22 protein-coding genes are annotated in these 22,438 nt (G+C 71.6%); 13 read left to right on the forward strand and 9 right to left on the reverse strand.

Translation table 11 applies throughout. The features are described 5' to 3' along the window. Positions 1–665 precede the first annotated feature (665 nt). On the forward strand, positions 666–1,814 hold the full coding sequence (locus JOF41_RS04970) for a C45 family autoproteolytic acyltransferase/hydrolase (RefSeq protein ID WP_307867236.1): 1,149 nt from the start codon (positions 666–668) through the stop codon (positions 1,812–1,814). A gap of 358 nt (positions 1,815–2,172) precedes the next feature. Here the strand turns inward: JOF41_RS04970 and JOF41_RS04975 are convergent, their stop codons facing one another. Together JOF41_RS04975 and JOF41_RS04980 are read right to left on the reverse strand one after the other, a co-directional pair. Beyond that, positions 2,173–2,844 (reverse strand): potassium channel family protein, encoded by a 672-nt coding sequence (locus tag JOF41_RS04975; protein ID WP_244989510.1) that lies wholly within the window; start codon positions 2,842–2,844, stop codon positions 2,173–2,175. Beyond that, positions 2,837–4,204 (reverse strand): TrkH family potassium uptake protein, encoded by a 1,368-nt coding sequence (locus JOF41_RS04980; RefSeq protein ID WP_307867238.1) that lies wholly within the window; start codon positions 4,202–4,204, stop codon positions 2,837–2,839. The genes JOF41_RS04975 and JOF41_RS04980 overlap by 8 nt, the downstream gene beginning before the upstream one ends. A 201-nt stretch (positions 4,205–4,405) precedes the next feature. Between JOF41_RS04980 and JOF41_RS04985 the strand changes: the two genes are divergently transcribed. Genes JOF41_RS04985 through JOF41_RS04995 form a run of 3 tightly spaced genes read left to right on the forward strand, consistent with a single transcriptional unit; the run spans position 4,406 to position 6,812 of the window. Beyond that, a complete protein-coding gene (locus JOF41_RS04985; RefSeq protein ID WP_244989511.1) occupies positions 4,406–5,017 on the forward strand; it encodes a TetR/AcrR family transcriptional regulator in 612 nt (203 codons plus the stop codon). Further along, positions 5,014–6,279, forward strand: a complete 1,266-nt coding sequence (locus JOF41_RS04990) for a glycosyltransferase (RefSeq protein ID WP_209616439.1) — start codon at positions 5,014–5,016, stop codon at positions 6,277–6,279. The genes JOF41_RS04985 and JOF41_RS04990 overlap by 4 nt, the downstream gene beginning before the upstream one ends. A gap of 26 nt (positions 6,280–6,305) precedes the next feature. Continuing rightward, positions 6,306–6,812: a DUF6653 family protein gene (locus JOF41_RS04995; RefSeq protein WP_209616442.1), complete on the forward strand. Its 507-nt coding sequence runs from the start codon at positions 6,306–6,308 to the stop codon at positions 6,810–6,812. Positions 6,813–6,903: 91 nt separating this feature from the next. On the opposite strand, the gene JOF41_RS05000 is transcribed toward JOF41_RS04995, so the two are convergent. Further along, on the reverse strand, positions 6,904–8,166 hold the full coding sequence (locus JOF41_RS05000; RefSeq protein ID WP_209616445.1) for a cation:proton antiporter domain-containing protein: 1,263 nt from the start codon (positions 8,164–8,166) through the stop codon (positions 6,904–6,906). Between the two features lie 733 nt (positions 8,167–8,899). Here JOF41_RS05000 and JOF41_RS05005 point away from each other — a divergent pair. Next, positions 8,900–9,067, forward strand: coding sequence for a hypothetical protein (locus JOF41_RS05005; RefSeq protein ID WP_209616450.1), 168 nt, complete (start codon positions 8,900–8,902; stop codon positions 9,065–9,067). 231 nt (positions 9,068–9,298) lie between these two features. On the opposite strand, the gene JOF41_RS05010 is transcribed toward JOF41_RS05005, so the two are convergent. Then, positions 9,299–9,514 (reverse strand): hypothetical protein, encoded by a 216-nt coding sequence (locus JOF41_RS05010; RefSeq protein WP_209616453.1) that lies wholly within the window; start codon positions 9,512–9,514, stop codon positions 9,299–9,301. Positions 9,515–9,768: 254 nt separating this feature from the next. Here JOF41_RS05010 and JOF41_RS05015 point away from each other — a divergent pair, with 254 nt between their 5' ends. From JOF41_RS05015 to JOF41_RS05050, 8 genes are all read left to right on the forward strand, one after another. Further along, positions 9,769–10,314 carry a copper chaperone PCu(A)C gene (locus JOF41_RS05015; protein ID WP_209616456.1) on the forward strand — a complete coding sequence of 182 codons (546 nt, stop codon included), beginning with the start codon at positions 9,769–9,771 and terminating at the stop codon, positions 10,312–10,314. A 3-nt stretch (positions 10,315–10,317) separates the two neighbouring features. After that, positions 10,318–11,340: a S1C family serine protease gene (locus JOF41_RS05020; protein WP_307867239.1), complete on the forward strand. Its 1,023-nt coding sequence runs from the start codon at positions 10,318–10,320 to the stop codon at positions 11,338–11,340. Positions 11,341–11,360: 20 nt separating this feature from the next. Continuing rightward, positions 11,361–11,771 carry a hypothetical protein gene (locus JOF41_RS05025; protein WP_209616458.1) on the forward strand — a complete coding sequence of 137 codons (411 nt, stop codon included), beginning with the start codon at positions 11,361–11,363 and terminating at the stop codon, positions 11,769–11,771. A 627-nt stretch (positions 11,772–12,398) separates the two neighbouring features. Further along, positions 12,399–13,001, forward strand: a complete 603-nt coding sequence (locus JOF41_RS05030; protein WP_209616463.1) for a DUF4232 domain-containing protein — start codon at positions 12,399–12,401, stop codon at positions 12,999–13,001. A 631-nt stretch (positions 13,002–13,632) separates the two neighbouring features. Further along, positions 13,633–14,691 carry a glucose 1-dehydrogenase gene (locus JOF41_RS05035; protein WP_189226153.1) on the forward strand — a complete coding sequence of 353 codons (1,059 nt, stop codon included), beginning with the start codon at positions 13,633–13,635 and terminating at the stop codon, positions 14,689–14,691. Positions 14,692–14,694: 3 nt separating this feature from the next. Beyond that, complete coding sequence (locus tag JOF41_RS05040; protein ID WP_209616465.1) at positions 14,695–16,500, forward strand: glycoside hydrolase family 15 protein; 1,806 nt, start codon at positions 14,695–14,697, stop codon at positions 16,498–16,500. 212 nt (positions 16,501–16,712) lie between these two features. Next, positions 16,713–16,880, forward strand: a complete 168-nt coding sequence (locus tag JOF41_RS05045; RefSeq protein WP_209616469.1) for a hypothetical protein — start codon at positions 16,713–16,715, stop codon at positions 16,878–16,880. A gap of 173 nt (positions 16,881–17,053) precedes the next feature. Next, positions 17,054–17,377 carry a hypothetical protein gene (locus JOF41_RS05050; protein WP_209616471.1) on the forward strand — a complete coding sequence of 108 codons (324 nt, stop codon included), beginning with the start codon at positions 17,054–17,056 and terminating at the stop codon, positions 17,375–17,377. Positions 17,378–17,854: 477 nt separating this feature from the next. Here JOF41_RS05050 and JOF41_RS05055 read toward each other — a convergent pair whose 3' ends face one another. The 5 genes from JOF41_RS05055 to JOF41_RS05075 all read right to left on the reverse strand — a co-directional run bounded on the left by JOF41_RS05055 (position 17,855) and on the right by JOF41_RS05075 (position 22,392). After that, complete coding sequence (locus tag JOF41_RS05055) at positions 17,855–18,778, reverse strand: quinone oxidoreductase family protein (RefSeq protein ID WP_209616474.1); 924 nt, start codon at positions 18,776–18,778, stop codon at positions 17,855–17,857. Between the two features lie 106 nt (positions 18,779–18,884). Continuing rightward, the gene (locus tag JOF41_RS05060; RefSeq protein ID WP_189226148.1) at positions 18,885–19,280 is read right to left on the reverse strand and encodes a MerR family transcriptional regulator; all 396 of its coding nucleotides are present in this window, start codon (positions 19,278–19,280) and stop codon (positions 18,885–18,887) included. Positions 19,281–19,456: 176 nt separating this feature from the next. After that, positions 19,457–20,239: an MBL fold metallo-hydrolase gene (locus tag JOF41_RS05065; protein ID WP_189226147.1), complete on the reverse strand. Its 783-nt coding sequence runs from the start codon at positions 20,237–20,239 to the stop codon at positions 19,457–19,459. A gap of 99 nt (positions 20,240–20,338) precedes the next feature. After that, complete coding sequence (locus JOF41_RS05070; protein ID WP_209616477.1) at positions 20,339–21,535, reverse strand: multidrug effflux MFS transporter; 1,197 nt, start codon at positions 21,533–21,535, stop codon at positions 20,339–20,341. After that, a complete protein-coding gene (locus tag JOF41_RS05075; RefSeq protein WP_209616480.1) occupies positions 21,532–22,392 on the reverse strand; it encodes an NAD(P)H-binding protein in 861 nt (286 codons plus the stop codon). Before JOF41_RS05075 ends, JOF41_RS05070 begins: the two co-directional genes overlap by 4 nt. Positions 22,393–22,438: the final 46 nt, after the last annotated feature.

Genomic DNA, 22,438 nt, shown 5'->3' on the forward strand with positions numbered 1-22,438 from the left:
GCGGTGGTCAGGAGGACGAGCACGAAGGGCAGGGCCGGCCCGTCGTGTCGGCGCGGCCGACGATGGCCGAGGCGGACACCGGGTCGGTGGGGAGGCCCGAGTGCTGCCGCTGCTGGCGGAGGCGCTGGAACCGGTCGAGCAGCTCGGTGCGGTGAGGGGCCTCGCCGAGCTGGCCACACGGGCGGGCGGCATGGAGATCCATGTCCGGCACGCAACGGGGGGCGGCGACCTCGCTTGCGCGGTGACCTCCGGCAGGTCCGCCAGGAGTGCGCGGCCGCCCCGTGGGCTGTTCACGTTCCAGGCGGCGCGGGACCGAAGCATGATCGCGCTGGGGCGGGTCGGCGAGGCAGGGGGAGCGGTCCGGGAAGCGGCCGGGCTCCACCTGAGCGCGATCGCGTCCGCTGTGGACAGGGGTGATCTGGCTGCCGCCGCGCCTGCTGTGGAAGGTCTCGCCGGGGTCGCGTTGCTCGACGGCGGCCGTCCGCGCCGACCTGGGCGTAGTCGGCTACGAGACGGCGTACGCGGCCGGAGCGGCGCTGAGCCACCTCGGCGCGCTCGCGCCGGCTGGCGTCGCGAGTGACCGGCGCACGGCCGCTGACGGTGTGCCGGGACGCTGCCGGCGATCGGTGCGTGACCGGTCAGCGCACGGCGGCACTGTGGGGACCGTGAACGAAATTTCCATCGTGGCCGGTGGCCGCGACGACTTCATGACCGTTCGGCACCTGGTGGTCCGGGGCGACCACACCGCGATCGGCGCGGCGCTGGCAGAGGAGGCCCACGCCAGCGCCGGATGGGTGCCTGCCGAGATCGACCCCGTGGTCAACCGGGCGCGCTGGACGTGGTTCGAGCGCAACTGGCCGCAGCAGCACGCGCGGATGTCCGGGGCGGCCGCCGTGCTCGGGGTCGACCCGGACGACGACCGGTACTGCGTCGACGGGATGCCCACGCTGCCGTCCGGTTCCGGTTGCTCGGCGGTGTGGTGCCCGCCGGGGCTGTCCACCGACGGCCGTGGCCGCTTGGCCCGCAACTACGACCTCTTCACGCTGAGCGAGCAGGCCCTCGCGGCCCTGGCCACGGGCGGTGACCCGACGTCGGCAGGTGGGCCGCCCATGGCCTCACGCCCCTGCGTGGTCACGACGCACCCCGAGGACGGGCTCGCCTCGACGGCTGTCACGATGTCGGAGCTGGACGGCTGCACCGAGGGCATCAACGAGGCCGGGCTGTGCGTCGTGCTGCTGCTCGCGGAGGTGGTGGACAGCGAACCACCCACCGCGCCGATCGGCCCCCAGGTGGGGCTCAACGTCACGCAGGTCCCCCGCTTCCTGCTCGACACCTGCGAGAACGTCGAGCAGGCCAAGCAGGCGCTGCTCGGCGCCAAGCACTACAACCAGGGCGTGCCGTGCCACTACGTCGTCGCCGACGCTTCGGGCCAGGCGTTCGTGTGGGAGCGGGGCCGGTTCGACACCGAGCACGTCCTCCCCGCAGCGGAGGGCGCGCTGTGCGCCACCAACCACCTGCTGCACGTCCACCCTGACGTCAACGACCTGCCGCCGGACACCGAGAGGTCGTTCCACACCTACGCCCGCGCCCGCACCCTCGCCGAGCGCACCGCGGCGCCGCTGTCCGCCGTCGCGCTGCGGGAGGCGCTCGACGCGGTGGCCATGCGGGCCGTGCCGGAGGAGCCGTGGCGGACCATGTGGCGGACCGTGTTCGACGTCGCGGACCGCGCCATGTCAACCCGCTTCTACCTTGGCGACGGCGAGCACGGACTGGCCCGCTACTCCGCCGAGGTGACTTTCCGGGCCACCGGGTGAGTGCGTCGCCGGACGGAGCGGGGGTTGGGCCTCGTGTGGGAGTGCTGCGGCGTTCAGTCCCTGAACACGGTCCGGTGATGCGTTCGGCGACTGTGGCCACGAACCGGGTGGCAGCGCGAACCGGAGTGCCGGAGTGTTGGGACCGGCGTCCGCGTCGATGCGGTGTTCGGCGCTGTCACTGGTTCGGGGGCAGCGTGGTGTGCCGGGAAGTCCGGTCGGCGATTCCCTCGTGTGGTCCAGTGGGGTGCCCGCACTCGCCGGTGCTGGCTGGCCCCGGTGGCCGCCCTGCTGCTCGCCTTCCACGAGGACCGGGGCTCGGGAGCGGACGTGGGCGACCCGGCAATGCCGCGAGCCCTGGTCAGGTCAAGTCGGCGAACGCCTCCACCTGCCGGGTGCGGCCCGCGACGATGAGGATGTCGCCGCGTTCGACGACCGTGTCGGCGGTGGCGTAGGTGAAGTCCCGACCGGGCCGCTTGATCGCCACGACGGTGATGCCGTGGCGGGTGCGCAGCCTGCTGTCGGCCAGGGGCACGCCGATGGCCCGGGCGGGGGCGGTGGTCTTGACCATGGCGTAGTCGTCGTCGAACTCGATGTAGTCCAGCATGCGGCCGGTCACCATGTGTGCGACGCGCTCGCCCATCTCGTGCTCGGGCAGCACGACGTGGTGGGCACCCATGCGCTGGAGGATGTGGCCGTGGCGGCGGCTGTTGGCCTTGGCCCAGATGTGGGGGACGTCGAAGTCGACCAGCAGCGCGGTGGTGAGGATGCTCGCCTCCAGGTCCGAGCCGATCGCCACGACCGCGCGCCGGTAGTCGTGGACGCCCAGTTGCCGCAGGGCGGTCTCGTCGGTGGAGTCGGCGACCGCGGCGTGGGTGAGGTCGTCGGCGTAGCGCTGCACGAGCGCGGGGTCGGAGTCGATGCCCAGCACCTGCGAGCCGTGCGCGGTCAGCTCCCTGGCCAGGGAGGAGCCGAAGCGGCCCAGGCCGATGACGGCGATGCGGTTGGGGCGGGCGGTGTCGTGGTCAGCCAACGATCGGTCGCTCCTCGGGTAGTTCGTAGCGGCGGGCGCGCTCACGCAGTGCCAGCGCGGAGGCCAGGGTGATCGGGCCCAGGCGCCCGATGAACATCAGCACCACGAGCACCAGTTGTCCCGCCGGGGGGATCGTGGCGGTGATACCGGTGGACAACCCGACGGTGCCGAACGCGGAGACGGCCTCGAACAGGACCGCGTCCAGCGGCAGGCCGGTGATCAGCAGCAGGGCCAGGGTCGCGGAGGCCACGAGGCCGACGCCGAGCAGGGCCACGGTCAGCGCCTGGCGCTGCACCTGAGAGGACAGGCGGCGCCCGAGCACGTGCACGTTGGGTTCGCCGCGGACCTCGGCGGCGATGACGAACGCCAGCAGCGCGAAGGTGGTGACCTTGATGCCGCCCGCGGTGCCTGCGCTGCCGCCGCCGACGAACATCAGCGCGTCGGTGACCAGCAGGGATGCCGGGGTCATCTGGCCGACGTCGAGGGTGTTGAACCCGGCGGTGCGCGGGCTGACGCCGTGGAAGGCGCCGATCAGCAGCTTTCCCCACAGCCCCTGCGCGCCGAGCGTGCCCGGGTTGGACCACTCGACGGCCGTGATGGCCACGACACCCACCACCGTCAGGGCGGCGTAGGTCAGCAGCGTGATCCGGGCGTGCAGCGACCAGCGGAGCAACCGCCCCCGCAGCCTGCGGCCGATCTCGAACAGCACCGGGAACCCCAGGCCGCCGGTGACCAGGGCGACCGTCACGGGCACCACGACCCAGGCGTCGGTGGCGAACGGGGTCAGGCTGGTGGCGTAGAGGGCGAACCCGGCGTTGTTGAACGCCGAGACCGAGTGGAACGCGCCCTCGTAGACCGCCCGGCTCCACCCCATGTCGTAGCCGGTGGCGAACCGCGCGGTGAGCACGGCGGCTGTGACCGCCTCCACGGCCAGGCTCACCGCCAGCACCCGCAGCACCACGTCCTTGACCTCGCCCAGCCCGAGAGTCTTGGTCTCCGCTTGGGCGGTCAGCTGCATCCGCAGGCCCATGCGGCGCGCGACCAGCAACCCGAGCAGCGAGGCCAGCGTCATCACACCCAGGCCGCCGACCTGGATCAGGCCCAGCACGACCAGTTCGCCGAAGGTCGACCAGTGGGTGGCGGTGTCGACCACGACCAGGCCGGTCACGCACACCGCCGAGGTCGCGGTGAACAGCGCCGTCAGCGCACCGGTGGCCCGCTCGTCCTCGCTCGCCGCAGGCAGCATCAGCAGCGCCGTGCCCACCAGCACGGCGGCCCCGAACCCGAGCACGACCAGCCTGGCCGGGTGGCCGACGCCGACGGGGCCGCCACGGCCCCGCCACCACCGAATCCCGCTCACCGGACCACCCGAACGACCACGCTCGACCCCGACGCCATGCTTCCCACGATCACACATCCCACCAGCGGGTGATCATGCGCCCTCGCACGTTGACTCGTTCTTGACGCGGTCGTGGAACAACGCAGGCGGAACCGCAAAGACGGCGTAAAAATCCACCTCCGAACATGGCGGTTTGCTGAACATGTGTTCAATACTATGAACATGTGTTCAGCCAAGTCGGACCTGACGGCGCGGGCCCGCATCCGGGACGCCGCCTTGGTGCGCTTCGGTGTCGACGGGGTGGCAGGTGCTTCGGTGCGCGCCATCGCCGCGGACGCCGGGGTCTCGCCCGCGTTGGTGGTGCACCACTTCGGGTCGAAAGAAGGACTGCGGCAGGCGTGCGACGAGCACGTGCTGGCGGCCATGGACAGCGGCGACGACCTGCGCGGGGAGGCGCTGGCGGAAGTGCTGGCGGCGGCGACGCCGGTGCGGCGCTACCTGGCCCGCGCGCTGCTGGACGGCGCCGACGCCGCGACCGCGCTGTTCGACCGGATCGTGGAGCGCACCGAGCGGTGGCTGGCCGAGGGCGAGACCGCCGGGTGGGTGCGCCCGACGGCGGACTCGCGGGCGCGGGCCGTGGTGTACGTGTCCTGGCAGCTCGCGCCGCTGCTGCTGGGCGAGCAGGTCGGTCGGCTGCTGGGTGGCGACCCGGCCGAGGCGTCCACCGCGACCCGCGGTGCGCGGGCCGGGCTGGAGATGCTCACCGGCGGGCTGTTCACCGACGACCACTGGCTGCGCACCTTCACCGAACTCGACCGGGGTGGGCGGCGGTGAGGGCGCTGCTGGTCACCCACGGCACGCGCGGCGACGTCCAGCCGGTGCTCGCGCTGGCCGTGGCGCTGCGCCGCGCGGGCCACGGCGTCCTGATGGCCGCACCGCACTCCGCCGCCGCGATGGCGGCCGAGCACGGGGTGGAGTTCGCCGGCTTGGACGAAGGCCCCAACCGACTGCTGGACGACCCCCTGCTCCGGCAGGCCGTGGACGGCGGCTACCGCGGCTTGCGGGGCAAGGTCACCGCCGTGCGCACGGCGCGCCGCATCAAGCCGCTGATGGCGGAGGTGCTGCGCGACCTGGGCCGTATCGGGCGCGACTCGGCCGCCGACGTGGTCGTGCACACCCCGGCCCTGCCCGCGCAGCACGTCGCCGAACTGCTGGGCGTCCCGGCGGTGCTCGCCGCGCTGCAACCGGGCTGGGTGCCCACCGCGGCGTTCCCGTGCCCGATGCTGCCGCTGCCCCGGCTGCCGAAAAGCCTCAACCGCGCCACCTACTTGCTGGTGGGCGCGACGCTGCGCGCCTACGCGGGCATCGCCGACCGGTGGCGGGGCGACCAGCTCGGCCTGCCGCGCCGCCGCGGCGCCCACGACCCGCTGCGCGACGAGCACGGCCGCGACCGGCTGGTGCTGCAGGCGTTCAGCGCGCTGATCACCCCCGTCGCCCCGGACTGGGCGGCCGCCGTGCGCACCACCGGCTTCTGGTTCCTGCCCGAGGCGTCGTGGACGCCGCCGCCGGACTTGGAGCGGTTCCTGTCCGCCGGACCGCCGCCGGTGTACCTGGGCTTCGGCAGCATGGCAGGCCGCGACACCGCGCGCACCGGCCGGATCGTCGCCGAGGCGGTCCGCGCGGCCGGTGTCCGCGCCGTGCTGGCCACCGGTCGGGGAGGTCTCGCACCACCGTCCACGCCGGGTGTTCACATCATCGACCAGGTTCCGCACCAGTGGCTGTTCCCCCGCGTGAGCGCGGTGGTGCACCACGGAGGAGCGGGGACCACCGCGGCCGCGTTGGCCGCAGGCGTGCCGCAGGTGGTGTGCCCGTTCGTCGCCGACCAGCCGCACTGGGCGCAGCGCACTCACGCCGTCGGTGTCGCACCACCACCGGTCCGCCAACAACGACTCACCGCCACCGCGCTCGCCGAAGCCGTCACCGCCGCCGTGCACGACACGGCGATGCGCCGGCGCGCACGGGAACTCGGCGCCGACATCCGCGCCGAGGACGGCGTCACCCAGGCGGCCGCCGCACTCGAACACCTCGTCCGCTAGCAACCCGTCCCCAAAGAGGAAGCACCATGGACGTCACCGACCGGATCGCCAAGACCTTTCACATGGACGACGAGGCGTGGCGGCGCCACGCCAACCCCTGGAGCGTCTGGACCCGATTCGCCGCCGTCCCGGCCCTGCTGGTGGCCGTCTGGAGCCGCACCTGGATCGGCTGGTGGAGCCTGCTGCCGATCGGTGTCGTGGTGGCGTGGCTGTTCGTCAACCCGCGGGCGTTCCCGCCGGTCGAGCACCCCGAGAGCTGGGCTTCGCGCGGCATCTACGGCGAACGGGTCTGGCTGCGCGACCGCGACCGCGTCCCGCCCGACCACCGCGCCGTCCTGCGTCTTCTGGTGCTCCTGGGCCTCGTCGCGTTCGGGCTGATCGTGTGGGGCCTGGTCGCCCTGCGGGTGTGGCCCACGGTGTTCGGCGCCACCGTGCTGATCCTGGCACAACTGTGGCGCATCGACCGCTTCACCCGCCTGTGGGAGAACGCCCGACCCGGTGCGGCGGGTGGCGCGGGCGCAGCGACGCGCTGATCGACAACACGAGTGCCACGAACCGCTTTCAGGTGTCAAGCCGCGGTGGCTCCGAGAGAGGGGCACCGGAAGTCGGCGCGGTCGATCGGCTTCACGCTGGCCGGGACTTCGAGTAGATCCCACGACCGGGGGTCGCGGTCAAGCCGAAGGCGACGACGTTGACCGCGACGGCCAGCGTGCCCGCGGCGAACAGGCGCGGATCGTTCACTCCTTCGTGCAGGCTGTGGGTCAGGTAGAACACACCACTGACGCCGATGGGGCCGAACCAGCCGGTGAACGCCGCGTCGCGCCACGTCAGACCCAGCGGCCGGGCCAGCACGAGGACGAAGGGCAGGCGGCGGATCAGCAGGACCGCAACGGCGAAGAGGACGGCGGCGGGTCCGAAGTCGACCCATTCCCGCCATGGCAGGACCGCGCCGAGGACGAGGAACAGCGGTAGCACCGCGTAGCGGTTCACCGCCTCGTCGATGGCGTCCTGGGGGCCTCGTTCACGCCGGCCGACCACGCGGTTGTAAGCGAGCCCGGCCACGAAGACCGCCAGCACGCCGTCGGTGCGCGCCAAGCGAGCGACGCCGAGCACCGCGATGGCCAGCAGCAACGTGAACACCAGTTCCGGGCCTCGCGCCAGGCTCTGCTGCCGGACGGCGGCCCGCACCGCCCGACCGGCGGGCACGCCGAGCAGCAGCCCGACGAGCACGCCGCCGAGCACCTCCCAGCCCAGCCGTGCCGCCGCCTCGGCGAACCCGGTGGCGGGCAGCACGGACACCAGGGCGAGACCGACCAGGGGCAGTGCCAATCCGTCGTTCGCACCGCTCTCCGCGGTCAGCAGTCGGCGGAGGCGAGACGGCAGGTCCCGTTCGGCGGGCTCGCCGGTGACCACCGAGGCCGCCAGGACGGGATCGGTCGGCGACAGACAGGCCCCGAGGAGCAGGGCGAGCGCGAGCGGCAGGCCGAGCACGAGGGCCGCGGCACCCGCCGCGACCGCTGCCAGCGGCATGACGAGGAGCAGGAGCAGCACCAGGGGACGTGCCAGGGCAGTCAGCGTGGTCGCCGGGAACCGCAGCGCGGCCGCCATCACCGAACCCGCCAGCAGCAGGCGCGCGCCCTCCAGCAGCAGCGGGTCCCGCAGCTCCCGCTCGATCTCCAGCAACCCCAGCAGTTGCGGACCCAGGACGACGCCCAGCAGCAGGACGACCAGCGGCTCGCTGAGCGGCAACCGATGGATGGAGCGGCTGACCAGCGCCAGCGCCGCGCCCGCGATGCCGGTCACGGCGAGCACCAGGTACAAGCGGTCCACTTCGACCACACCACCTTCCCGAGGAGCGGCGAAGTGGCACCACACCCGCAGCCGCACGGTCGTGAGAATGAGAACACGCCCGGCAGACCGACGCAGTCCGCGCCGTATTCGCCTTCGCGGCGTGCGCGGAAAGGGAGCGACCGAGTGGCGGGCGGTTCCCGCCCCCGCCGTCCGGTCCGGAGCGTCCGGACGGCGGGAGTAAGCCCCGACTGGCGGCGAGCGTCGCGAACACCATCGCTGAGCACCTGGCGAGCAGCACGTCGTGCAACGCGGTGCCGTAGCGCTTCTCGACACCGGTCACCGCCAGCAGTTGACCGCAGGCGAGCACGACCACGGTCGAATTCCCGGACGAACACCGACCACAGCGCCCGACCCGCCGCCAGGACGTCGGCCAACCGCTGCCACCGCCGGTCCCGCCGTTTCGCGTTGTCCCATCCCGGAGGCGTACCCATGCCCATGCCGTGCGGGCGTGTTCGTGGCCTCCGGCGAACGTCGTGGACATCAACGCCTTCGTCGAGGCCGCAAGCAGGCAGCGGGTAGCACATCGGTGGTGCGCAGTGCTGCCGGGAGGGGAACGATGTTGGCACGTCAGCGGAAATCCGGACCTCAGCGGTGGTCGCGCGCGTTCATGGCCGCCTGCGTGGCGCAAACAGCCGTGTTGGCGGGCTGTGGCGGCGGAGGTGACGACCGCGGAACAGGTCTGCCGACCGCGCTACTTCGACGGCGAGGCCCATCTCGGCGGGCGGGTGACCATCGTGGGCAAGGCGGTGGAGGACCTGCCGGTGACGCCGTGGTGTTCAACGCGGCCGGTTACGGCGATGATTTGCTGCTGGTCCTCGTGCCGAGGGGAAAGGACGTCGGGGACGCCGCGGGTGGGACCACGGTTGCGGGGACGATCGGACGGTTCTCCCACGCCGAGCACGCCAACGAGTTCGGCCTGTCCGAGCGGTCGGTGTAAGAGGCTTGCCCCAGCGAGGAATTCCTGCTCGCCGAACGGGTCGTGGCCGCGCCGAGCGGCGTTCGCTGACGTCGCTGTGCCGCCGAATCCGGAACCGGTCCGGTGGCACAGCGATCGTGCGGGTGCCGTGGTCGTACTGGAGCTGAACAGCATTCACGGACACTGACGTGGTGGAGTGCCGTCCCGCACCGGTCGGAGCCGGCCGTGATCCGCTCGCGGGCGGGGGCGCCGTCAGCCGCCGGTCCGCAACCGGTCGAGTCGGTGGTGCGCGAGGTGGTGCAGCATCTCGGCGAGGGCTTCGCGGGCGACCTGGCCTTCGAGGTCGCGGCGTGCGGCGAGCACCGTGCCGGTGACCACCTCCTGCGGCAGGACACCGCGGAATTCCGCGGTCAGCCTGCCGAGCGCTTCCCGGCAGTACTGGTCGGGTTGGCTGTGTTGAGTGATCAAAGGACCCTCCGACTCTGTGGTTCCCTCCTCCAAGGATGCCGCCACCGCGGTGCGTTCGACCTGACGACTGACTGACAATGACGCGGGGGTGGTGCGGCCGATCGGCCTCTTTCGGCGTGACCTCGCTCCGGTGAGCGAGGTGTGCGGCCCGGGGGAGCTCGAGAAGCGGCGCGCTCCGGTCCGCTGAACCTTGCGGTTGCCTGACGACGACGCCCGTCGGGGTCCGCTGTCCGCACACCGGGTAGCCGGGGAGCATGGACAGGATCGGCACTCTGGGAATCGCCGCTGCGTCGGTGGCCGCGGTGCTGGCCTCGTGCGGTGAGCCGCAGCAGGAGTTGAAGAGCGGCACCATGGGCACCAACGCCCAAGTGGGTGACGTGGTGTTGCGCAACGTCTTCGTGCGGGCACCCGAGGACCACTCCTACCAGCCCGGTGACGACGCGGTGGTGCAACTGGCTATGTTCAGCCGCTCCGACCGGCCCGACGCGCTGCTGGGAGTGCGGACCTCGGACGCGGACGAAGTGCAACTGCGCTCCGACCGGGACTGCGACGGCACCAGCGAGACCGTGCCCCGCATCCCCGTGCCCGCCGAGGGGGCCGTCGGGGAGCCGGGCAGCGTGGACTTGACCTACCACCTGCGCGTCGTGGACTTCTCCGACGAGGTCCTCGCGGGCACGACCGTCCCGCTGACCTTCATCTTCGAGAACGCCGGGGAGACCACGGTGGAGGCGATGGTGGAGGCGGGCGGCGACGGCGACGTGCCGCCCCCCACCCGCTGTCCCACGACCACCGGGAGTTGAGACGTGGCGCTCAACCGCATGGCAGCCGCCGCGGCGCTCGTCGTGGCCACCGCCGCGTGCACCACCGGACCGGGCGGCACCGGACCGGGCGGCACGACGTCCTCGTCGACCTCGGTGCCCGCGACCGCGGCGGCCGAATCGTCCTACGCCGACCTGGTGGAACGGGTCGCGCCGCACGTGGTGACCATCCGCACCGATGGCGGCCTGGGCAGCGGTGTGGTGTTCCGCTCCGACGTGGTGGTGACGAACCAGCACGTCGTCGGGGGGCGGAAGGGCGTCATGGTCGAGTACGCGGACGGGGAGAGGTCGTCGGGAGAGGTGCTGGCCACCGACGAGATCACCGACCTGGCGGTCGTGCGCACCGAGCGCAAGGACCTCCCGGTGCCCGAGTACCGGGAGGACTTGCCCCGTCCGGGTGATGTGGTGCTGGCCATCGGCAGCCCGCTGGGGTTCGAGAACACCGTGACCGCCGGGATCGTCTCGGGACTGCACCGGGAGATCCCTGGGACGACGGCGCGGACGCAGGCGCTGGTGGACCTCATCCAGACCGACGCCCCGATATCACCGGGCAACTCCGGCGGCGCGCTGCTGGACACCGCGGGCCGGGTGGTGGGGATCAACGAGGCGTACATCCCGCCCGCCGCGGGTGCCGTGTCGCTGGGGTTCGCCATCCCGTCGTCGACCGCGGTCGACGTGGCCGGACAACTGCTGGACGACGGCACCGCCACCCACCCCTACCTGGGGGTGTCGCTGGGCAGGCTGACCGAGGGCATCCGCGAGCGGTTGGGCGTGGAGGCCGATCAGGGCGCGCTGGTGCTGCGACTGGACGAGAGCGGCCCGGCCGCAGGCGCCGGGGTGCGCCCCGGAGACGTGATCGTCGGACTGGCCGGGCAGGACGTGCGCGGCGTCGAGGACGTGCTGGGCGCGCTGCGGGGCACCGAACCGGGGCAGCGGATCGGCCTGGTGGTCGTGCGGGACGGGCAACGGCAGGAACTGGAGGTGGAGGTCGCGGCGCGCGGGCGCTGACAGCGGAAGTGGACCGACTCGTGGGCGAGAGCGCGAAATGTCCCGAGCACCGACGAGACGGTGGCGGTGACGAGCGCGGCCCTCGCGCTCGTCACCGCGATGACCGGATGTGGCACGGATACGGCAGCGACGACAATCCCATCGCTGATGGCGGCGCGAGCACCGTGGCCATGGACGTCACCGATGGATCGATCGTGCTGAACGCGGACGCCTACGGTGACGACGATCTGCTGGTGTTGTTCCAAGAAGGCGAGGAGGTGCCCTCACCCACCACCTGCGCAGCGTCTCCGGCCTCACCCACCACCTCGCCGCCGCGACCGGGAGCCGAGGTCGTCGTCGAGGGCGCGGTCCGACCGAACCGGGTCACTACCTGCCAACAGGGGACGCCGTTCGCCGTTGCCCAGGCGCGGACCGCCCCTACCACGCGCTGAAGACGGCCCGATCCCGCTGCCGACCGCAGCAGCGAAGCCGGGGCGAAGCACTCGTTCGCGTCGTTACGCTGGTGGGTGTTCCGCGCGTCACCACGCTGTGTCGATCGCTGTCGCCGTTGTCGAGGACCGCGCTACAGAGCGCTGGAGCGCGGCAGGAGGCCAGCTCACCGCCCGTGACAGTCGATGCCCCGCTCGGGGACCGTCGCGGTGAGGCGGTGCCTGTGCTCGTCGACAACCTTTCGGTTGTGTGACGGAGCGCGTCCGCCGGCACTCCTTCCCCCCGTCATGGGTACCCGGTGCACGACCAGGAAGCGCATCCCGTCCTCGCGGTGGCGCTGAAGAGGTAGGCGTTCCCTGAACGCCGGGTCGTCGACCACCGCGGTCGTGTCGTGCCGCCGATGCCGGACGCCCGTCCGGCACGGTTCGACTGAGCCGCCGGCCAGAGGCCAAGGGCGGTCTCGGCGTCGAACCGGGCTGTCACGCCCTCGCCACCGCCTGCGGGCGGTACCTGCTGAGTAGAGGTGATCCACAAGCCCGCCCGCAGGGCACCCGTTCGCGGTGCGAGAGTCCGCGCCATGCCGGAAAGCGGCCAGGGGATGCCACGAGAGCACCGGACAGGAGTGGGCGATGTTGTTCCGATCGATGACCAGTGCCGCCGGGATGGCGGCGGGGGTGTGCGCCGCGGGGCTGGCGCTGTGGGGCTGCGGTGCGGAGGTGACCGGCCAGGTCGCCACGCCGCCCGCGGGCTCGCCCTCGGCCACCTCCGACCAGCGCGCCGTCGGCGCACCACAGGACGACCGGTGTCGCACCGCCGACTTGGACGTCGGCTTGGGCTCGGAGGCGAACCACGACATGCGGGGAACGCACTTGCCGTTGCAGTTCACCAACACCGGTTCCCAGGCGTGCACCTTGCACGGCGCGCCAGGGGTCTCCTACGTGACCGGTGAGGGCGGCGAGCAGATCGGGTTGCCCGCGACGCGGGAGACCGACGGGCCGGTGGTGACGCTGGCACCGGGGCAGACCGCGTCGGCAGGCTTGTTCGAGTCCAGCGCGCCGTTGAAGACGCCGGACTGCCGCCGGGTGGACGTGGGCGGTCTTCGGGTATACCCGCCGGGCAGCACTGATCCGGTGTTCGTCGCCGAGGACGCGGTGGCGTGCGAGCCGCCGATGAACGGACCGTTCCTGGGGGTGGGACCGGTCGAACCAGGGCCGGACAACACCGGCCTGTGACCGCAGCCGGGCTCGGGGGTGCCGGCTGGGAGAAGTTCATTCCCGAATCGAAGATCGAAGGAGGAAGGTTGACCTGACTACGACGACCATGTCGATGCTGGAGACCTATCCCGCCGAGATCACCCTGGACCGGGCGGAACTGGCGGGGCCATCGACGCGCTGATCGCGTGCGCCGAGGCGTGCCGGGCGTGCGAGACCGCCTGCCGCGACCTGCTCGCCGTCATCAGCTGAGCAGCGAGTGCCACCGGGGGAAAGATTTTTCCGGTACGTGCTCGTGATGGAGACTCAGCACCTCCTCTGTGCCGCAGTGCCCCCGATGCGCGTAGGAGGACCCCAGCGGCCAGTGATCCCAGACTTACGACAGTGCGAGCCAGTCGCCAGATCGGACCGGTCGAGGCGAGCAATCGGGTATCGAGGTCGCCTGCTGTCCTCTTCGGACAGTCGCTGTCGGAGGTTGGTGGCACCGGTATCTCCGGTGTTCTCTGCGGGAAAGCGGTGCCCACCACTCCGGGCTGGAGATGCCGTAGGCATCGGACCTTTGCGACAGTTCACCCGACGAATGCGATCAGGTGGGCGAGGATTCCTGCCGTACTGCGTGCATGGCGGGGATAGCGCCGGGTAGCCCGGAGGTATGCGTGCACTCACCGTCGTCCCCGGCACCGCGGGGTCGTTGCAGTTGACCGAACTGCCCGATCCCGAACCGGGGGCGGGGGAGTTGCTGGTGGAGGGCCTGGCGGTCGGCGTGTGCGGGACGGACAGGGAGATCGTGCGCGCCGAGTACGGGTGGGCTCCGCCGGGACGGGAGCGGTTGGTGCTGGGGCATGAATCGCTCGGTCGGGTGAGGACCGCGCCGGAGGGCAGCGGGTTCTCGGTCGGGGACCTGGTGGTGGGAGTGGTGCGGCGGCCCGACCCGGTGCCGTGCGGGGCGTGTGCCCGGGGCGAGTTCGACAACTGCCGCAACGGCCGCTACACCGAACGCGGCATCAAGGGGATCGACGGCTACGGGGCGCAGCTGTGGTGCGTCGAGACCGACTACGCCGTTCGCCTCGACCAGGCGTTGGCCGACGTCGGGGTGCTGGTGGAGCCGACCACGGTGGTGGCCAAGGCATGGGAGCAGGTGTGGCGGGTGGGGGAGCGCGCCTGGTACGAGCCGAAGCGGGCGCTGATCACCGGCGCCGGGCCGATCGGCCTGCTCGCGGCGATGATCGGCGTGCGGCAGGGCTTGGACGTCCACGTTCTCGACCTCGTGACCGAAGGGCCGAAACCGGCGCTGGTCGAGCGCCTGGGAGCCACTTACCACCACCGGGGCATCGACGAGGTGGCGGGGAAGCTGGAGCCGGACGTCGTCATCGAGGCGACCGGGGTGGGCAGCCTGGTGTTCTCCGCGATGCGCAACACCGCCCCCTTCGGCGTGGTGTGCCTGACCGGCGTCTCCTCCGGCGGACGGCGGATCGAGGTGGACGCCGGGGGTGTGAACCGGGAGATGGTGCTGGAGAACGACGTGGTGGTCGGCTCGGTCAACGCCAACCTGCGCCACTACCGGCAGGCCGCCGAGGAGCTGGCCGCGGCCGATCGCGACTGGCTGACCCGCCTGATCACCCGGCGCGTGCCGCTGGAGTCGTTCGCCGACGCCTTCGACGCCCGGCCCGACGACGTGAAGGTCGTCGTCGAACTGGAAGGAGGCCGCTGACCGATGCCCTCGCCGATCGAGGACTACGCACTGCTGGGCGACCTGCACACCGCCGCGCTGGTCGGTCGGGACGGCAGTGTCGACTGGCTTTGCCTGCCGAGGTTCGACTCGCCCGCCTGCTTCGCGGCGCTGCTCGACGACGTCGACGCCGGGCGCTGGCTGCTCGCCCCCGCTGGTGGTGGTCACGCCACCCGACGCCGCTACCGCGGTGACACGCTGGTGCTGGAGTCGGAGTGGGACACCCCGCACGGCACGGTGCGCGTGGTCGACTGCATGCCGCCGCGCGGCGAGGCCGCCGACGTGGTGCGCGTGGTGGAGGGCGTGTCGGGCAGCGTGCCGATGCGGATGGACCTGCGGCTGCGGTTCGACTACGGCAGCGCCGTGCCGTGGGTGCGCCACCACGACGGTGCGCTCGGTGCGATCGCCGGACCGGACGCGGTGTGGCTGGAGGCGGGCGTGCCCGTGCACGGCCACGACCTGACCACCACCGCGGAGTTCGAGGTGCGCGCCGGGCAGCGGGTGCCGTTCGTGCTCACCCACACCGCCTCCCACCTGCCCCGACCGCACGCCGTGGACGCCGAACGGGCGCTGCTGGAGACCGAGGACTTCTGGACGCGGTGGATGAGCGGTTGCACCTACACCGGCCCGTGGGGGGAAGCGGTGCGGCGTGCCCTGGTCACGCTCAAGGCGCTGACCTACGCCCCCACCGGCGGCATCGTCGCCGCGGCCACCACGTCGCTGCCCGAGCAGTGGGGTGGCCCGCGCAACTGGGACTACCGCTACTGCTGGCTGCGCGACGCCACGTTCACCCTCCAGGCGCTGCTGGGCACCGGCTTCGTGGCCGAGGCCCGAGCCTGGCGCGAGTGGCTGGTGCGGGCGGTGGCGGGCGACCCGGCGAAGCTGCAGATCATGTACGGCCTGGACGGCAGCAGGAGGTTGCCGGAGCAGGAACTGCCGTGGCTGTCCGGCTACGAGGGCGCGACACCGGTCAGGGTGGGCAACGCCGCGGCCGACCAGTTCCAACTCGACGTCTGGGGTGAGGTGCTCGACGGCCTGCACCTGGCGAGGGAGGTAGGGCTGCCCACCACCGATACGGCGTGGGACCTGCAGCGGGCGCTGCTGGACCACCTGGAGGGCCACTGGGCCGACCCGGACAACGGCCTGTGGGAGGTGAGGGGGCCGCGACAGCACTTCGTGCACTCGAAGGTCATGGCGTGGGCCGGGTTCGACCGGGCCGTGCACACGGTCGAGAACCACGGCCTGGACGGGCCTGCCGACCGATGGCGCGAGGTGCGCGACCGCATCCACGCCGAGGTGTGCGAGAAGGGCTTTGATGCCGAGCGGGGCACGTTCACCCAGTTCTACGGTTCACAAGGACTGGACGCCGCTCTGCTGCTGATCCCCAGGGTCGGATTCCTGCCCTGGGACGATCCGCGCGTGCGCGGCACGGTGGACGCGGTGCGCCGCGAACTGTGCCAGGACGGCTTCGTGTTGCGGTACCGCACCGATGCCGACGGCGGCGTGGACGGTCTGCCGGGCACCGAGGGCGCGTTCCTGGCCTGCACGTTCTGGCTCGCCGACGCCCTGCACGGCACCGGCCGCGTCCACGAGGCCCGCGAACTGTTCGAGAAGCTGCTCGACCTGCGCAACGACGTCGGCCTGCTCAGCGAGGAGTACGACACCGCCACCGGCCGCCACATGGGCAACACGCCCCAGGCGTTCAGCATGGAGGGACTGGTCAACACCGCCCGCCAACTCGGCGGTGCCTCCGTCAGGACCTCGGCGGGGAAGGCTGAGCAGGCCCTGTGACCCCGCTGGCTGCTGTTCCACCGGGATGGGGTCTGCCGAACGAGCGGTTCTGTCGCTGATTGAGTGATCAACTTGTTGGGCTGGCCGGCGCTGCGTGCTGTCCGTTGTCGCGCACCGCGTTGGAGCGCATCGGATTGGCGTTGGCGAGCCGGAGCGGAGCACACCTGGCCGCCGGTCTCGGGTTGCCGACGAGTCGAAGCACGCTGCTGCGGTTGGTGCACGACCTGCCTGATCCACCGGTGGCAGCGGTGCGGGTGCTCGCGGTCGACGGCTTCGCCCTGCGGCGTGGTCGCCGTTACGCGACCGCGTTGATCGACGCGGTCACCCATCGCCGCGTCGTTGTGCCGCCCGACGGCAAGGCCGCGACCCCGGCCGCGTAATTGGGCGGAGATCCCGGCGTGGGCATGGTCTGTCGGGACACCCTCTGCCACCTGCGCCGAGGCCATCCGCCAGGGCGCTCCGGGCGCGGTCCGGATCGGTGACCGCCTGCGCATCCGGGACGACCCCGTCCCGGCGGTGGAGAAGACCGCGACCGCCCACAGCACGTGCCGGTATGCCGGACCGGCACGGCGCACCAGGACCGCGCGAGGAGCGGCCCCCGCAGCGGCACGCCGCGGTCCACCACCTGCTCGGCCAAGGCGTCGGGCTGCTGGAACACCCGCGACGACTCGGCATATCGCTCAACACGGTCAAGCGCTACGCCCGCGTCGAAGGACGCACCGAACCCGAGCGCGTCCTACCCTCCCTGCGGGGCCTGCCGATGACGGTGCTCGCCCAGCGGATCCGCGAGTTCGCCGTGCTCCTCATCCACCGTCGACGCCGTGGCCTTCACCTCGAGTCGTTGATCACGCAATCAGCGACGGAACCGCTCGTTTGACAGATCCCGCCGGACCAGTCGTTCGCGGAGTGTGCAAGAAGCCGTTCGCCCTGACCCGCTGAGTCCGTTCGCCCAGATCTCGGCGATGCGGTGACGTCGGAGGGCATCACGGCGGCCCGACGGCGTGGTGGTTGACATCGCCAAAGCGGCGGGGGTGTATGCAGTCGCCGTCGACCGCATACACCCCCGCGTGATGATGCTTCCGGGACTATCCGTTCACCGATCGGTGTGCGTCGTCGGCGACCGGAGTCAGCGACTGTTCGACCGGGAGCGCTGGACAAGAAGCAGAACGACCCCCACAAGGACACAGCCCAGCAAGGCGAACACCGCCGCGCGCATGTCCTGCACAACAGCCGTACCAACGACCAGCACGAGTGCGGCCAGAATGAAGATCGCGACTCTACTCGGCATCGTCACTCCTGTCGTCAACCCCACTACCGGCCGTCACCAACGTCATGGCCCACAACAGGCGCGTTCTCATGCCACCTTGATGACCACCTTGCCCGAAGTGTGACCGCTCTCGACGGTGGCGAGGGCGGCCGGGGCGTCGGAGAGCGGGTGGATCGCGGTGATCACGGGTGCGAGAACTCCGTCGAGGGCCAGCCGGGCGGACCGCTCCAGGTTCTCGCGGTCGAGGCGACGCTCGACGACACGCCCACCGAGATCGGGCACGGACATGTCGCCCACGGCGATGACGTTGCGGGGATCTCGGGCCAGCGGAGCGACCGTCCGCAGCGAGGTGCCTCCGACCAGGTCGACGATCCCGTCGAAGCCGTCCGGAACCAGTTCACGTGCCGCGGCGACGACGTCCTCGGCGGTGTAGTCGACGAACCGCACCCCGATGGCTTCGGCGTGCTCGCGCTTGGCAGCACTCCCGGTGCCGATCACCCGCAGCTCGCGACTGATGGCCAGCCGGGCGACGGCGAGTCCGACCCCGCCGCCGACCCCGTTGACCAGGATCGCGGCACCGGCCGGAAGGCCGAGCTGGTCGAGCGCGTCCACCGCGGTCGTCCCGGCCACCGGCAGCGTTGCCGCCACGGTCGCGGACAGACCCGCCGGGATGCGCGCCGTGTTCGGCGCGGACAGCACCGTCGTCTCGGCGTAGGTGCCGCCACCGGTGAGCGCGAAGCCGAAGACCGCGTCACCCACCTCGAGTCCGTCGACGTCCTCGCCCAGGGCGAGAACGGTTCCCGCCGCCTCCATGCCCAGCACGCGGGGAAACGCACGCCCGCCGTCGAGCCCCTGGACCAGACCCGAGCGCAGGAGGTGATCTAGGGGGTTCACGCCGGCGACCTCCACCCGGATCAGCACCTCGCCGCGACCGGGGACGAGATCGGGACGATCGAAGAACTCCTGCACCTCGGGCCCGCCATGCCTGCGGAAACCCCACGCCTGACCCATCTTCTGCCGCCTCCCGGCTGACCGACCCGGTGGTTCCGGGCTCTGCGGCCATCGTCACCCTTCACGTCAATGTCAGGGGCAAGAGGCTGAGGCGCGGGTCACAGCCTCAGGCCGACCGGGTCACCGGTTCCAAGGTCGTGGACAGCTCCGCCCGGTGCCTGCTGTTGGCCTTGATCAGCACGTCGAGCGCATCCCGGGTCTCGACCAGGTGAGCGATGTCGGCGTCGATGCGGTCGCGCTCGCGTGTCATCGCCGTGAACGTCTCCTCGGCGACGTCCAGGTCATCGGGGACGTCCACGCACGGCAGCACAGTCGCGATCACCCGGCTGGACATACCCGCGTCGAACAGCTGTCGGATGAGCGACACGCGCTGGACCGCGGCATCGGAATAGTGACGCTGTCCCGCCTCGGAGCGTGAACTGGTCAGCAGACCCTGCTCCTCGTAGTACCGCAGTGCGCGCGGACTCACGCCCGTGCGCTTGGACAGCTCGCCGATTCGCATTCGTCGAGCCTATGTCCGCTCGAGGAGTTCGGTGAACACCTCGCTGGGTTTCTCCAGTCGTGGGTCTCGCGGGGTCGGCCGTCGGCCTCGGCGGGGCGTTGGTCGAGGTAGCGGGGTTCGCGGATGCGCGGCACGGGTGCCGGACGCGGTCCGCGACGACCGGCTGCACCTGCTGATCAGGAGTCCAGGTCCAGCCACTCGCCGACGGCGAGCACGCGAGCGCGTTCTCCCGCCTGCTCGCGGAACTCCTTCGCGGGGTCGGCGACCTCGACGTAGCCGCTGATCTTGAACGGCTGCTCGACCTCGTAGTGGATCGGCACGGCGTGCCGGGCGCCGAGGATGTTCGCGGCGACGGCGGCCTGCCGCGGGTTCATGGCGGCGGTCAGGGGACTCGGTGGCTGCAGGTGGGGTGCGTCGACGATCGCGCCGTTGGCGGGCAGGAAGACCGCGTCGAACGGGCTGAAGCGGCGTGCGATGAGCCACCACCAGCCGTGGAACATGGTGTCGCCGCCGTGGAAGACGCGCTGCCCGTCCGCTTCCACCACCCAGCTCACCTGTGGATCTCCCAGGCCGTCCAGGGACGGCACGGCGGTGACCTTGAACGGTCCGAACTCGCGGGAGGACCAGGTGTCCACGACCTCGGTCGGCAACCGGTGTTCGACGATCTCGTGTTCGCTCAGCGACGTTCCCGCGTTGTCCACCTCATCGCCGTAGCCGGGTGCGGGCCGGAGCAGGGGGACACCGGCAGGCAGGACGTCCACCAGCGCTGCCGGATCGATGTGGTCGCGGTGCAGGTGGGTGACCAGCGCTGCGTCGACCTTCCCGCTCGGAGCCGCCAGGCCGATGCCCGGCAGCCAGCCGTTGAACAGCGGGGTCATGTCCCGCACGTAGTCGATCACCAGTCTCTTGCCCGCGGCCTCCACCTCGAGGCCTGCCCAGCCCAGTCGTCGTGTTCGCATGTCGCGCTCCTTCGTGAAGTGGTGTTCGAATCCGGCAACGCGCTCGCCGTGCGGTTGAGCGAACGCTCCAGCCGCGAGAGGCGTCAGCTTGCGGTGATGTCAGCGCACTTGGCGAACCTTTCTCGAACTGACGGCAACCGAAGGGAGCATGAGGAACGCGGCGCAGGCCACCAGTGCGAATCCCGCCATGGCCGCAGCCATCGGCAGCCCGGACGTGGTGTCGCCGAGCCCCGCCAGTGAGGCGCCCAGTCCGCCGCCGAGGAACTGGACGAACCCGAAGCCCGCGGTGGCTGTGGCCACCCGGGACTTCTGGTTCTCGAGCGCCAGGGCGATCGCGTTCGGCTGTGCGAACGCGATGCTCGCCACCGCGACGAACTGGGCCGCGAGCAGTGCGGGCAGGCCGAGGCCCCCAAGAACGACCACGAGGAGTGCGGCACCGCCCAGTGCCCCGCTCGCCAGGCTCGCACCGAGCAGTGTCCGCACCGCGCAACGGCGAGCGAGGAGGCCGCTGGCGTAGACCGCCACTGCCATGCCGATCGCGTTCATGGAGAAGACCACGCCGTACTGCTGGGCAGACATGCCGTGCGTGTTCTGCAGGACGAACGGCGAGCCCGTGAGGTAGGCGAACAGCGCACCGAACACGAAGCCGTTGACGAGGGTGTACCTGACCAGCAACGGGTCGCGGAGCAGGTCGAGGTACCGGGTGCGGGAGCGGCGGCCACGCAGGCCGGGCGGAAGTGTCTCGGGCATGGCGGCCACGGACCACGCGAGCACCGATGCCGACAGCACGGCGAGCCCCGCGAAAACCGCTCGCCAGCCCGCGAGCCCCAGCAGCAGTGCGCCGGTCAGCGGCGTCAGCACGCGGACGATTCCGACCTGCAGCATTACCGAGGAGAACGTGTGCGCCGCGGCAGCGCCCGTCTCACGATCCCCGATGCAAGCGAGCGCGATCACGGTGGTGAACGCACCGGCCACACCGTGCAGTGCGCGGAACGCCACCAGGCTGGTCGCGTTCATCGCGACGGCGCACAGCACGCTTGCCAGCACGTACAACCCGAGCCCGACGAACAAGGGCCTGCGCCTGCCCAGCGCGTCGCTCAGCGGCCCGGCGACGAGCTGTCCCACCGTCAACCCGATCAGGCACGCGGTCATGGTGAGCTGCGCCGTCGACGTGCTCACCGAGAGGTCGTCGGCGATCTCCGGCAGTCCGGGCAGGTAGGCGTCGGTCGACAGGGGACCGAGGGAGGACAGTGCTCCGAGGAGCAGGACCGCCGACCGCGCGCCTTTCGGGATCACGAGGCCCGGCTGGCGCGCACGACGTCCTCCAGGGACCTCGGCGCGCGCCCGGTGAGGTCCTGGACCGTTGTGCTGACGGTGGAGAGGTAGCCGGCGCGCGCGGAGGCGCCGAACGAGGTCACGAGCTCGGCCGCGGGCAGCGGAAGCCCTGCCCGCTGGAGGTGGGCGATCATCTCGCCGTCCTCGACCTGCACGACCTCGACCGCACCGTCGCCGACTTCGGCGGCGAGGGCCGCGAGGTCGTGCGCCGTCACCGCTCGCGGCCCGGTGATGTCGTACGCCTGGTTCTCGTGTCCACCCCCGGCCAGGATGGCGGCAGCTGCTGCTGCGCAGTCTTCCCGTGCGACGTACGCGGTCGCTCCGCTGCCGGAGTTCGTCACGAGCCGCCCGGCCGCCGCTGCTCCCGCGACCGTCGCGGCCTGCGTGTGGGCGTACAAGTTGTTGCGCAGCATGGTCCACTGCGCTCCGCTCTCCCTCAGCGTCTGCTCCGTGCCCGCGTGGTCGGGGACCACCACGGCGGGGTTGGCGGGCACCGGCTCGGGCAGCGAGGTGTAGACGATGTGGCCGACTCCGGCGGCGACCGCGGCCGCGATGGCAGCGCGCTGCGGCTCGAGGCGCGCGCCGATGGCGTCCAGGGAAATCAGCAACAGCCGCTCGACGCCGTCGAACGCCGAGGACAACGTCTCGGGCTCGGTGAAGTCCGCCCTGCGCACCCGCGCGCCCCGCGCCGCGAAGTCCGCGAGCGAGTCGGGTGAGCGCGTCGTGAGCACGACCTCGCGCGGGTCGACCTGCTCCAGGAGGAACTCCGCCGCTGCGCGTCCCAGTGGGCCGGATGCGCCGGTGATGGCGATGGTCATCGACAGCTCCATTTGTAGTCGTCGTGGTTACAGTTGAACTGTAGTC

It is taken from the genome of Saccharothrix coeruleofusca, assembly GCF_017876325.1.
Classification (GTDB): domain Bacteria; phylum Actinomycetota; class Actinomycetes; order Mycobacteriales; family Pseudonocardiaceae; genus Actinosynnema; species Actinosynnema coeruleofuscum.